Source organism: Muricoccus pecuniae (assembly GCF_014199205.1).
Classification (GTDB): domain Bacteria; phylum Pseudomonadota; class Alphaproteobacteria; order Acetobacterales; family Acetobacteraceae; genus Roseomonas; species Roseomonas pecuniae.
This window is the reverse complement of sequence record NZ_JACIJD010000009.1, coordinates 88,261-100,594: the sequence shown is the minus strand read 5'-3', so window position 1 is coordinate 100,594 and position 12,334 is coordinate 88,261. Positions and strand designations below refer to the sequence as shown.

Below are 12,334 nucleotides of genomic sequence, written 5' to 3'. Positions count from 1 at the left end.
CCCCCTCACGCCGCCCCGCAGAGCCGGCGCACATCGGCCACCAGCGCCTCCCCGTCCCAGGCGGCGGCGCCCTCCAGCCGCCCGCGCTCCCGGCCCCCGCGGTCGATCAGGATCGTGGTCGGCAGCCCCCGGGCGCCGAGGGCGCGCATGGCGGCCGAGACCGGGTCCAGCCAGATGCCGAGGTTCCTGATCCCCGTGCGGGCGTAGAAGGGCTCCACCTGCGCCCGGCCGCCGCGGTCGGAGGAGGCGGGGATCACCAGGATCTCCTCGGGCGCGAGGAGGGCGGCCAGGCGGTCCAGCGCCGGCAGCTCCTCCACGCAGGGCGGGCACCAGGTGGCCCAGAGGTTCAGCACGATCCCCTTGCCCGCGAAGAAGGGGATCTCCCGCTTTTCCCCGCCGGGATCCACCAGGGAGAAGGCGGGCAGCGGCTTCGGCCCGTCCTCGCGCAGCGTGCCGATCGCCTGCGCCCGCGCTGGACGCGCGGCGGGGCCCGCGCCTAGTGTCCCGCCGGCCAGAAGGCCCAGCGCGCCGCGGCGGCCAAGTGTCACCACTGATCGAGACCCCCTCACCCGTGCCCGACGACCACGCCAAGCCCAATCCCGCCCATGTAAACACGGCATGGGGCGGGCGCTACGCCGCCGGCCCCTCGGCGATCATGCAGGCGATCAATGCCTCGATCGGCTTCGACCGCAAGATGTGGCGCCAGGACATCCGCGGCAGCCTCGCCCATGCCGCGATGCTCGCCCATGTCGGGATCATCTCCGCCGAGGACGAGGCCGCGATCCGCGAGGGGCTGGAGGCGATCGGCGCCGAGATCGAGGCGGGCGGCTTCCCCTTCAGCGAGGCGCTGGAGGACATCCACATGAACATCGAGGCGCGGCTGACCGAGCGCATCGGCGAGGCCGGCAAGCGCCTGCACACCGCGCGCAGCCGCAACGACCAGGTGGCGCTCGACGTCCGGCTCTGGACGCGGGACGCGATCGACGGGCTGGACGCCCAGCTCGCCGACACCATGCGCGCCCTGGTGGAGAAGGCGGCCGAGCACGCGGGCACGGTGATGCCGGGCTTCACCCATCTCCAGCCGGCCCAGCCCACCACCTTCGGCCACCACCTCCTTGCCTATGTCGAGATGCTCTCGCGCGACCGCGGGCGGCTGGCGGATTGCCGCCGGCGCCTGAACGAGAGCCCTCTCGGTGCCGCCGCCCTCTGTGGCACGGGCTTTCCCATCGACCGCCAGATGACGGCCGCCGCGCTCGGCTTCGACGGGCCGACGCGCAACAGCCTGGACTCCGTCGCCTCCCGCGACTTCGCGCTGGAGTTCCTCTCGGCCGCCGCCATCTGCGCCACCCATCTCTCCCGCTTCGCGGAGGAGGTGGTGATCTGGACCAACCCCTACTTCAACTTCGTCAAGCTGACGGACGCCTTCACCACGGGCTCCTCCATCATGCCGCAGAAGCGCAACCCCGACGCGGCGGAGCTGGTGCGCGCCAAGCCCGGCCGCATCGCGGGCGCCCTCGTCGGGCTGCTCACGGTGATGAAGGGCCTGCCGCTGACCTACGGAAAGGACATGCAGGAGGACAAGGAGGGCATCTTCGACGCGGCCGAGAACCTTGCCCTCGCGCTGGCCGCCACCGCCGGCATGGTGCGGGACATGCAGCCCGTGGTCGGGCGCCTGGCCGATGCGGCGGGCGCGGGCTTCTCCACCGCGACCGACCTCGCGGACTGGCTGGTGCGCGAGCTGAAGCTCCCCTTCCGGGACGCCCATCACGTCACCGGCCGGCTGGTGGCCAAGGCCGAGAGCCTGAGCGTCGACCTCGCCGGGCTGACCATCGGCGAGATGCAGGCGGTGGAGCCGCGCATCACCGAGGCGGTGTTCGGTGTGCTCTCCGTCGCGGCCTCCGTGCGCTCCCGCACCTCCTATGGCGGCACGGCGCCGGCCAATGTGGCGGCCATGGCGAAGGAATGGATGGAGCGGCTGGCATGAGGCGATCACCCGCACTCCCGGCGCGCCTGGCGCTGCTGGCCCTCCTGGTCCCCCTGGCCGGCTGCGGGCGCGTGGGCCCCATCCAGCCGCCGGGGCCGCCGAGCGCGCTCGTCTATCCCCGCGCCTATCCCTACTTCCCCCCCGGGGCAGTGCCGGGCGCGGTGCCGGGCGCGGCGTCGGTCCCGGCTGAATCCCTCACCCCCGGCGCCCCCACCGCCGAGCAGCCCGTGGAGCGGGGGGACATCCCCATCGCCCGCCCGGCCAGCCCGCGCTAGCGGTGGGCGCCCTTTCCACCCCCCTGCTGCTGGCCGGGGCGGCGGGGGTGGTCGCCACCTTCGTCCTCGCCTTCTCCGGGGACACGCCGGGCGCGATGCGGATGGCCGGCATCGCCTCCACCGCCCTCGTCCTCGGGATGATCCTGCGCCGTCGCTAAGGGGCGGCGCTGAGGGGCGGCGCAGGGCTGGGATGCGCAGCCGCCGGTTGCGGACGGCCCCTCCCTGCCCGATATGGGGGCCATCGGGTCGCTATGGGCGGCCCCTCCCCACGCGCCGATCCCCCGCGCCGAGCCCCTCATGGAGAGGGGCCGCCGCGCCCAGGCGCCCTTCTTCCGGACGTCTGGACATGGCCTTCGACACCCTCCCCCCGCCCCTGCGCGACGCGCTCTCCGCGCGTGGCTACGCCAACCCCACCCCCGTCCAGGCCGCGGTGCTCGCCGAGGGCACGGCCGGGCGCGACCTGCTCGTCTCCGCCCGCACGGGCTCGGGCAAGACGGTCGCCTACGGCCTCGCCATGGCCGGGGAGCTGCTGGGCGAGGCCCCGCGCCTGCCCGCCCCCGGCGCGCCGCTCGCCCTCATCGTCGCCCCCACCCGCGAGCTCGCGCTCCAGGTGAAGACGGAGCTGACCTGGCTCTACGGCCCGGCCGGCGGCCGCGTGGCCTCCTGCGTCGGCGGCATGGACCCCGCCGCCGAGCGGCGCGTGCTGCAATCCGGCGTGCATATCGCCGTCGGCACCCCCGGCCGCGTGCGCGACCATATCGAGCGCGGCAACCTCAAGACCGACGCCGTCCGCGCCGTGGTGCTGGACGAGGCGGACGAGATGCTCGACCTCGGCTTCCGCGAGGAGCTGGAGGCGATCCTCGGCGCCCTGCCGGCCGAGCGCCGCACCCTTCTCTTCTCCGCCACCGTTCCCGCCCCGATCGCGAGGATGGCCAAGCAGTTCCAGCGCGACGCGCTGCGGATCGAGGCGACCTCGGGCGACGAGCCGCACGGCGACATCGCCTATCGCGCGGCCCTCGTGGCCCCGGGCGACGTGGAGCGCGCCGTGGTGAACGCGCTGCGGCTGGAGGGGGCGCCGATCTCGATGGTGTTCTGCTCCACCCGCGCCGCCGTCGCCCGGCTGCACGGCAACCTGACGGAGCGCGGCTTCCACACCGTCGCCCTCTCCGGCGAGCTGTCCCAGGCCGAGCGCACCCGCGCCCTCCAGAGCCTGCGCGACGGCCATGCCCGCATCTGCGTCGCCACCGACGTGGCCGCGCGCGGCATCGACCTGCCGGAGCTGGACCTCGTCATCCATGCCGAGCTGCCGCGGGACCCGGAGACGCTGCTGCACCGCTCCGGCCGCACGGGGCGCGCGGGGCGCAAGGGGGTGAGCCTCCTGATCGTCCCGCCCTCCCGCCGCCGCATCGCCGAGCGGCTGCTCTACGGCGCGAAGATCGAGGCGGAATGGGGTCCTGCCCCCTCCGCCGAGGCCGTGCGCGCGAGGGATGCCGAGCGCATCGCGGGGCGCGCGACCGAGATCCTGGGCGAGGAGGCGGCGGAGGAGGATCTGGCCATCGCCCGCACCCTCACCGGCCTGAGCGGCGACCCCGCGGGCTGGAGCCGCCCCGAGGACGGGGCGGCCCCCAGCGGCATCGACCCCCTCGCCCTCGCGGCCGCGCTGGTGAAGCTCATCCGCGCGCCCCTGCCGGCGCCCGAGGAGCTCTCCTCCATGGCCGATCGCGGCCGGCGCGCGCCCGGTTCCGAGCGGGGCTTCGAGCGGGATGGCGGGCGCGGCCCCGATCGCGGCTACCCCGATGGCCCCCGCGGCGCCGGCGGCCCGCCGCCCCCCTCGGAGGGCGTGTGGTTCCGCGTCAGCGTCGGGCGCGACGGGCAGGCCGACCCGCGCTGGATGCTCCCCTTCCTCTGCAAGCGGGGCGACGTGTCCCGCGCCGAGATCGGGCGCATCCGCATCCAGGGCCGCGAGAGTCAGGTGGAGATCGCCCCCTACGCCGCCGCCCATTTCGCCGCCGCCGTCCGCCGTCCCGGTGGGGAGGACGCGCATATCCTGGTGGAGCCGATGCAGCCCCTCCCCCGCGCGCCGCGCCAGCGGCGGGCCTGAGCCACCGCCGAGGGCGCCCCGCTCCCCGGAGCGGCGCCCGTGGCGCGTTTCTCCCGGCGGGCCTATCTTGGGTGGGATGTCCGAGATCCCGCAGAAGCCCCGCGTCGCCCTCTTCGTCACCTGCCTCGTGGACCTCTACCGGCCCACCGTCGGCTTCGCGGCGATCAAGCTGCTGGAGGAGGCGGGCTGCCAGGTGGAGGTGCCGCCGGCCCAGACCTGCTGCGGCCAGCCCGCCTACAACACGGGGGACCGGGCGACGGCCCGGGACCTCGCCCGCCCGCTGATCGACAGCCTCTCGGGCTACGACTACGTCGTCGCCCCCTCGGGCTCCTGCTCGGGCATGATCGCGCATCACTTCCCCGGCCTCTTCGCCGACGATCCCGCCTATCGCGGCCGGGCCGAGGCGCTGGCCGCCCGCACGCACGAGCTGACCTCCTTCCTCGTGGACGTGATGGGGATGGAGACGGAGCGCGCGCCCTATGACGGGGTGGCCGCCTATCACGATTCCTGCTCCGGCCTGCGCGAGATGGGCGTGCGCGCCCAGCCCCGCCGCCTGCTCGCCCGCGTGCCCGGCCTCACGGTGAAGGAGCTGGCCGAGCCCGATGTCTGCTGCGGCTTCGGCGGCACCTTCTGCGTGAAGTACCCCGACATCTCGACCCGCATGGTGACGGACAAGGTGGCCGACATCCGCGCGACGGGCGCGGACACGCTGCTGGCCGGCGACATGGGCTGCCTGATGAACATGGCCGGCCGCCTGAAGCGGGAGGCGAGCGACGTGCGCGTGCGCCATGTCGCCGAGGTGCTGGCCGGGATGACCGGCGAGGTGCCGCCGATCGGGGAGACGGAGCGGGAGCGCCAGTAGCGCTGGAAGCGCCGGGGCGGCCCTACTCCGCCGCCGCCATCGCGGGCCGCGCCTCCGGCATGGCCGGCCCCATCCCGTGCCGGTGCATCCACGAGAGGACGTGGAATACCGCCTTGAAGGACAGGATCGGCAGGATCGCGCGGGGGTCGCCGAAGCGCCCGCCGGCGAGGTTGCCCGCCAGCATGTTGATGATCCCGTCCCGCATCCACAGAGTGTTCTTCGGCGCCATGAAGAGGCTCCGCATGACGGGGTCGTTGATGCGGTAGATGAGCCAGCCGATGCGGTCCATCGCGCGGGCCAGCTCCTTGTTCGTCGCGCGGCAGGCGGCGGCGCCGCGGACGGGGTCGTCCAGCCAGGTGCTCGCGGCCTTCGCACCCAGCTCGCCCGCCGTCATGGCCATCAGCACGCCGGTGGAGAACATGGGGTCCACGAAGCCGAAGGCGTCCCCGATCATCAGGTAGCCCTCGCCGCTGCCGGAGGTCGCGCGGTAGGAGTAGTTGGCGGTGGAGTAGATCTCCGAGGTGATCTCGGCGCCCCGTGTGCGGGCGGAGACCGTCGGGCTGCTCGCGATCCGCTCCAGGAACAGCTCCTTCGCGCTTCCCTTCCGGCCCTTCCAGGCGGACTGGTTGCCGACGAAGCCGACGCTCATCACCTCGCCCGGGAGCGGGATGAGCCAGAACCAGCCGTCCTCGGCGAGGTGGATGGAGATGTAGCCGTCCAGCTCCCCCTCGCGCCGCTCCACGCCGGTGAAGTGCGCGTACATCGCGGCGGTGTTGTTGTACTTGTTGCTCTCCTTCAGCCGCAGCTTGCCTGCGAGAAAGGTGTCGCGGCCGGAGGCGTCCAGCACGAAGCGCGGGCGGAAGGCGAGGTCCACCCCCTCCTTCGTGCGCGCCGTCACCCGCGCCCGCTCCCCGCGCGCGGCGAAGACGATGTCCGTCACCCGCGTCTCCTCCAGCGCCGTCGCGCCGAGGCGGCGCGCATTGGCGAAGAGCGCGGCGTCGAAATCCGAGCGCCGGACCTGCCAGGAATGGGTGCGCGCCTTGTTCAGCGCCTGGGCGAAGGGGAAGGCGCAGGACCGCCCCGTGCGGTCGGAGACGAACTCGGCACCGGGCTTGTGGACCCCCATCTCCCGCACGGCGTCCAGCATCCCCAGCCGCTCCAGGATGTCGAGGTTCCGGGGCAGCAGGCTCTCGCCGATGTGGAAGCGGGGATGCGCCTCCTTCTCCACCAGCACCACGTCCCGCCCGGCTTTCGCCAGGAGCGCCGCCGCGGTCGAGCCCGCCGGGCCGCCGCCGATGACGAGGACGTCGGGTGTCGCGTCTTGTTCCATGCGGGCAAGATTCCCGGCCTGGGGCAGGCTGGTCAAGCATTCGCGAGAGGGAAGCTCTTTGGCCCGGCCGCTTCCTCGGCCAGGATGGCGGAAAGAGGGAGGGCCCGCCGATGCTCAGGGATCCGGCCACGCGTCAGGTCTGGCTGATCAACGCCGCCCATGCGGTCTGCCACTACACGCTGCTCATCCTGGCCACCGCCGTGCTCGGCATGGTGGCGAGCGATGCGGGGATCTTCGGGGCGGAGTACGGGCCGGTGCTGGCGCTGGGGACGGGCATGTTCGTCCTCTACGGCATCGCCGCCCTGCCCATGGGCTGGCTGGCCGAGAAGGTCGGCCGGCACGCGCTGATGGTCGCCTTCTGCCTCGGCGTCGGCGCCTCGCTGATCCTCGCCGGGCTGGTCTCCGGCCCCTGGGGTCTGGCGGCGGCGCTCGCCCTGGCCGGGCTGTTCAACGCCATCTACCACCCCATCGGCACGGCCATGCTGGTGGAGGCGGCGGGGGACCGGGTGGGGCGTGCCATGGGCAACAACGGCGTCTTCGGCAATATCGGCGTCTCCTGCGCCCCGGTGCTGACCGCGCTGATCGTCGCCTCCGCCGGCTGGCGCTGGGCCTTCATCCTGCCGGGGGTGGCGGCCCTCGTCCTCGGCGCGATGTGGCTGCGCGAGCCGCCCTATGACGCCCGGCTGCACGCGCGCGGCGCCCGCCCCTTCCCCGAGATCCCGCGCGCGATCGTGCGGCAGGCGGTGATCTCCCTGCTGCTGATGGCGGTGTCCTCGGGCTTCGTCTTCAACGCCTTCACCCTGCTGATCCCGAAGCTGATGCAGGAGCGCATGGCGGACAGCCCCAGCCTCCTGCCGCTGGTGGGCGCCCTGGCCTTCACCGCCACCCTCTTCGGCGGCCTCACCCAGTTCACCGTGGGGCGGCTGATCGACCGCACCACCCTCAAGCGCGTCTTCCTGCCGCTCGCCATCGCCCTGGTCCCCGCGCTCCTCGCCCTCTCCTTCCTCCAGGGCTGGGCCGTGCTCCCCGTCGCCGCCATCGCCGCCGCGGCCATCTTCGGCCAGGTCACGGTGAACGAGACGATGACCGCACGCTACGTCGCGCCCGCCCTGCGCGCGAAGCTCTACTCCATCCGCTTCTTCGTCGGCTTCCTCGGTGCCGCCGCGGCCTCCCCGGTCATTGGCTACCTCCATGACCGCTTCGGCAACCTCGCCGTCGCTATGATCACCCTCGCCGCTTTCGGCGCGGTCACCCTGGCCTGCGCCCTCCTCTTCCCGGACCGGCGCGAGGAACTCCACCCCGAACTCTGGGCGGACCCCTCGCCCAAACCTGTCGCGGTGGCCGCGGAATAGCCGTGGAGCAGTGACGGAGGGCTCCGCCCTCCACCCGCCAAGGGCCTGAGGCCCTTGGAACCCCGTCTGACTGCCGTGGATACGATGATCGAAGGGGTTTCCGGTTGAGGTCGCCTGTTCCGGCCTTTGCAGTCGCCTGAGGTCGATGACCTCAGGCGCACCGTCAGCGGAGCGATCCCAACTCGGAGAAAGAGATGATGGTGAGGGGTCCGGGGAGAGGAAGAATTCCTTCTTCCTCTCCCCGGGACAGACCAACACCCGAGGAAATCAAACCCCGAGCCGCCCTGCCGCCCCGAAAGGCCGCCCGCGCAGCCGCAGCACGATCCAGCCCGCGATGGCCAAGTTCAGCAGGTTCCAACCGATCCCATTCACCAGCGCCAGCCGGTAGCTGAAGGTCGCGTCGAAGATGGCGCCCGAGAGCCACCCGCCCAGCCCCATGCCGGCCAGCGTGGCGGAGAGCACCAGGCTCACCCGCAGCCCCGCCTCCGCCGGCGGGAAGAACTGCCGCACCATCACCGCGTAGCTCGGCACGATCCCGCCCTGGAACAGGCCGAAGACCGCCGAGAGCACATAGAGCGCGAGCAGCCCGTCGAACTGCAGGAACAGCAGCAGCGCCACCGCCTGCAGCCCCGATCCCAGCAGCAGCATGAGCGGCGCCCCCACCCGGTCCGTGATCGCGCCCGAGACCAAGCGGCTGACGACCCCGAAGCCGAGCATGAGGGACAGCATCTCCGCCCCGCGGGCCGGCCCGTAGCCGAGATCGGCACAGTAGGCGACGATATGCACCTGCGGCATCGCCATCGCCACGCAGCAGGCCAGCCCCGCCAGCATCAGCAGCGATTGCAGCGCGCCTTTGGAAACGCCCAGCCGCGCCAGCCCGCCCGCCGCCTGCGCCCCGCCCCCGGCGGCCTGCACCGGCGGCGGCCGCCGCAGGGCGAGCGCCAGCGGCAGCATGGTCACCACGCAGAACAGGCCGATGCCGACATGCGTCGCGCGCCAGCCATGGGTGGCGATGAAATGCTGCAGGATCGGCGGCCAGACGGCGCCGGCGAAGTAGTTGCCGCTGGCGCAGAGCGCCACCGCGATGCCGCGCCGCCGGTTGAACCAGAAGGAGGTATCCGCCACCAGCGGCCCGAACACCGCGCAGCTTCCCAGCCCACCGACGAGGACGGCATAGAGCAGCCCGAACTGCCACAGCTCCCGGACGAAGGCGGTGGCCACATAGCCCGCGCCCAGCGCCAGCGCGCCGATCACCACCGGCAGCACGATGCCGAACCGGTCCGCCAGCCGCCCCATCGCCACGCCACCGACCATGAAGGCCAGCATGGTCAGCGTATAGGGCAGCGAGGCCCCGGCCCGGTCCACGCCGAACTCCGCCTGCACCGCCGGAAGCGCCACCACGATGGACCAGAGCCCGATCCCGCCGATGGTCGCCAGCAGCACCGCCGCGACCAGCCGCCACCAGGCATAGGCGGATTCCGCTCTGCTCTCCTTGGCCACCCGTTCGCTTCCTCACCCCGACACCGCGCAGCCTAGCGCCGGAGGGGAAGCGGCCACCAGCGGGGGCGGGCCGCCCGCACCCCGCGCAAAGAAAAAGGCCCGGGGATCTCTCCCCGGGCCCCTGGCTCACGCCGCCTCGCTCTCCGAGCGGCGGGCATGCTTCTTCCGCTCATGCGGATCCAGGTAGCGCTTGCGGAGCCGGATCGCCGAAGGCGTCACCTCCACCAGCTCATCCTCCTCGATATAGGCGATGGCCTGCTCGAGGCTCATCCGGCGCGGCGGAACCAGCAGAAGCGCCTCGTCCTTGCCGGCGGCACGGATGTTGGTGAGCTTCTTCTCCTTGATCGGGTTCACGTCGAGATCGTTCTCGCGCGAGTGCTCGCCGAGGATCATGCCGACATAGACCTTCACGCCGGGGTCCACGAAGAGCGCGCCGCGCTCCTGCAGGGCGAAGAGGGAGTACTGCACCGCCTCGCCGTCGGAGTTGGAGATGAGGCTGCCCTTGATGCGCCCCTCGATCGGCCCGGCCCAGGGCTGATAGCCGATGAAGAGGCGGTTCATCATGCCGGTCCCGCGCGTGTCCGTCATGAACTCGCCGTGGTAGCCGATGAGGCCGCGCGAGGGGATGTGGAAGGTCAGCCGCACCTTGCCGCCGCCCGAGGGACGCATGTCCTGCATCATCCCCTTGCGGAGCGACATCTTCTCGACGACGACGCCCGAGTAGCTCTCGTCCACGTCGACGAGCACCTCCTCGAAGGGCTCCTCCTTCTCGCCCGTCTCCGGGTTCACCTGCGTCAGCACGCGCGGGCGGCCGATCGTCAGCTCGAAGCCCTCGCGGCGCATCGTCTCGATCAGCACGCCGAGCTGGAGCTCGCCGCGGCCCGCCACCTCGAAGGCGTCCACTTCCTCGGACACCTTCACCTTGATGGCGACGTTGCCCTCGATCTCCTTGAACAGGCGATCGCGGATCTGGCGCGACGTGACCTTCTTGCCCTCGCGGCCGCCGAGCGGGCCGTCATTGATGCGGAAGGTCATGCTCAGCGTGGGCGGATCGACGGGGATGGCCGGCAGCGGCTCCGTCACCTCGGGGGAGGCGATGGTGTCGGGGATCGTCGCGTCGGACAGGCCGGCGATGGCGATGATGTCGCCCGCCTGCACCTCATCGACCGGCACGCGCTCGAGGCCGGAGAAGGTCATCAGCTTCGTCAGGCGCCCGGTCTCGACCACCGTGCCGTCCTGGCGCAGCACGCGCACGGGCATGTTCACCCGCGCCGTGCCCTGCTCCACGCGGCCCGTCAGGATGCGGCCGAGGAAGTTGTCGGCCTCGAGGATGGAGGCGTTCATCGCGAAGGGGGCGTCGCGGTCGACCGTCGGCTCCGGGACGTGGCTCAGGATGAGGTCGAACATCGGGGACAGGTCCTTGCGCGGCCCGTCCATCGAGAGATCGGCCCAGCCCTGGCGGCCGGAGGCGAACATGGTGTGGAAGTCCAGCTGCTCGTCCGTCGCGCCGAGGGCGGCGAAGAGGTCGAACACCTCGTTCAGCACCTCGTCCGCGCGGGCGTCCTGGCGGTCCACCTTGTTGATGACCACGATCGGCTTGAGGCCGCGGGCGAGCGCCTTGGTCAGCACGAACTTCGTCTGCGGCAGCGGGCCCTCGGCCGCGTCGCAGAGCACGATCGCGCCGTCCACCATGGACAGGATGCGCTCGACCTCGCCGCCGAAGTCGGCGTGGCCCGGCGTGTCCACGATGTTGATCTTCGTCCCCTTCCACTCCACCGCGGTGGACTTGGCGAGGATGGTGATGCCGCGCTCGCGCTCGAGGTCGTTGCGGTCCATGGCGCGCTCGGCGACCTGCTGGTTGGCGCGGAAGGCGCCGGCCTGCTTCAGCAGGTTGTCCACGAGAGTCGTCTTGCCGTGGTCGACGTGGGCGATGATCGCCACGTTGCGGAGGTTTTGTGTCACCGCGCGATGTCCTTTCCTGCCGGGGCATCCCCCCGGCTGCGCGCGATGCCGGCCCCGTGAGGGGGTCCACCGCGCCCGTTTCGCCCCTCCACCGGAGGGGCGGCCCTGCCCGAAGATCCAACCATATGGAAGGCCCCGCGCGCTTGGGCGGCGGGGCCTGTCTTCGGGCGGTTCGGCGTGTTGCGGCGCAGAGATAGCGTGCCACCCGCCGGATTGCGAGGGTTTCCGCCGCCCGCCCGCGCCGCCCGCCCATGCGCGCGGTGCGGGTCGGCCCAGGGATGGCCCAGGGGTGGCTGGGAATCAGCCCCGCGGCATCGTCTCGGTGGCCATGCCCGAGGGCGGGGCGGGCGGCACGGCCGGGCGGGTGCCCTGGCGCAGCATCCGGTCCCGCTGCTGGGAAGGAGGCACGGGCGCGGGCGTATCCACACCCGTCGGCACCGTCTCCGGAAGCGGCTGGGCGCCCGGGCCGGTCGGGGTGGCGATCAGCGCTTCCTCGGCCCGGTCCAGGGCGTGCAGGGCCGAGCGCGTGTCGCCCTGCGCGGCCAGGCGGCGGGCGGCGGTGATCTGGCTCAGCGCCGCAGTGGATTGCGGCCGGCCCGCCTCGCTGGCCACCACGGAATTCGTCAGCAGCCGCGTCTCCACCCGTTCCAGCGCCTCGACGGCCTGCCCGGCCCGGCGGCGGGTGAGGAGCGCGCGGGATTCGGCCAGCAGCCCGCGCGCGTTCTCCACGCCCATCGCGTCCGTCGCGGCGGCGTTGCGGTTCTGCGCGGGCACGGAGGGCGTGGGGGGGTTGGCGCGCTCGCGCCGCATCTCGCGCAGGGCGGGATCGGCGGGCTGGGCGAGGGCCGGCAGGGCGAGCATGGCGGCGGCGAGGGCCGCGGTGAGGGTGGTCTTGCGGGTCATGGCGTTCTCCTGACGTCGGGGTCGGGAACGCGCCGGGGCGGGATCGGCTTCCGGCCGGGCCCGTG

General features: G+C 72.7%; 11 protein-coding genes. 6 read left to right on the top strand and 5 right to left on the bottom strand.

Annotation, left to right across the window (positions count from 1 at the left end; all coding sequences use genetic code 11):
* Positions 1–5: 5 nt before the first annotated feature.
* Positions 6–548 carry a TlpA family protein disulfide reductase gene (locus FHS87_RS11290; protein WP_312861968.1) on the bottom strand — a complete coding sequence of 181 codons (543 nt, stop codon included), beginning with the start codon at positions 546–548 and terminating at the stop codon, positions 6–8.
* A gap of 23 nt (positions 549–571) precedes the next feature.
* Here FHS87_RS11290 and argH point away from each other — a divergent pair, with 23 nt between their 5' ends.
* The 5 genes from argH (at position 572) to FHS87_RS11265 (ending at position 5,222) form a co-directional block, all read left to right on the top strand.
* Entirely contained in the window at positions 572–1,984 is a 1,413-nt protein-coding gene (gene argH, locus FHS87_RS11285; protein ID WP_312861967.1) for an argininosuccinate lyase, read from the top strand.
* A complete protein-coding gene (locus FHS87_RS11280) occupies positions 1,981–2,259 on the top strand; it encodes a hypothetical protein (protein WP_184517948.1) in 279 nt (92 codons plus the stop codon). The genes argH and FHS87_RS11280 overlap by 4 nt, the downstream gene beginning before the upstream one ends.
* A gap of 2 nt (positions 2,260–2,261) precedes the next feature.
* Complete coding sequence (locus FHS87_RS11275) at positions 2,262–2,417, top strand: hypothetical protein (protein WP_184517945.1); 156 nt, start codon at positions 2,262–2,264, stop codon at positions 2,415–2,417.
* Positions 2,418–2,605: 188 nt separating this feature from the next.
* Entirely contained in the window at positions 2,606–4,360 is a 1,755-nt protein-coding gene (locus FHS87_RS11270; RefSeq protein ID WP_184517943.1) for a DEAD/DEAH box helicase, read from the top strand.
* A gap of 76 nt (positions 4,361–4,436) precedes the next feature.
* The gene (locus FHS87_RS11265) at positions 4,437–5,222 is read left to right on the top strand and encodes a (Fe-S)-binding protein (protein WP_184517941.1); all 786 of its coding nucleotides are present in this window, start codon (positions 4,437–4,439) and stop codon (positions 5,220–5,222) included.
* 22 nt (positions 5,223–5,244) lie between these two features.
* Here FHS87_RS11265 and FHS87_RS11260 read toward each other — a convergent pair whose 3' ends face one another.
* Positions 5,245–6,552, bottom strand: a complete 1,308-nt coding sequence (locus tag FHS87_RS11260) for an NAD(P)/FAD-dependent oxidoreductase (protein ID WP_184517939.1) — start codon at positions 6,550–6,552, stop codon at positions 5,245–5,247.
* Between the two features lie 110 nt (positions 6,553–6,662).
* Here FHS87_RS11260 and FHS87_RS11255 point away from each other — a divergent pair, with 110 nt between their 5' ends.
* Positions 6,663–7,904 carry an MFS transporter gene (locus FHS87_RS11255; RefSeq protein WP_184517937.1) on the top strand — a complete coding sequence of 414 codons (1,242 nt, stop codon included), beginning with the start codon at positions 6,663–6,665 and terminating at the stop codon, positions 7,902–7,904.
* A 267-nt stretch (positions 7,905–8,171) separates the two neighbouring features.
* Here FHS87_RS11255 and FHS87_RS11250 read toward each other — a convergent pair whose 3' ends face one another.
* The 3 genes from FHS87_RS11250 to FHS87_RS11240 all read right to left on the bottom strand — a co-directional run bounded on the left by FHS87_RS11250 (position 8,172) and on the right by FHS87_RS11240 (position 12,269).
* The gene (locus FHS87_RS11250) at positions 8,172–9,404 is read right to left on the bottom strand and encodes an MFS transporter (RefSeq protein ID WP_184517935.1); all 1,233 of its coding nucleotides are present in this window, start codon (positions 9,402–9,404) and stop codon (positions 8,172–8,174) included.
* A gap of 126 nt (positions 9,405–9,530) precedes the next feature.
* Positions 9,531–11,366: a translational GTPase TypA gene (gene typA / locus FHS87_RS11245; protein ID WP_184517933.1), complete on the bottom strand. Its 1,836-nt coding sequence runs from the start codon at positions 11,364–11,366 to the stop codon at positions 9,531–9,533.
* A gap of 300 nt (positions 11,367–11,666) precedes the next feature.
* Positions 11,667–12,269 (bottom strand): hypothetical protein, encoded by a 603-nt coding sequence (locus FHS87_RS11240; protein ID WP_184517931.1) that lies wholly within the window; start codon positions 12,267–12,269, stop codon positions 11,667–11,669.
* Positions 12,270–12,334: the final 65 nt, after the last annotated feature.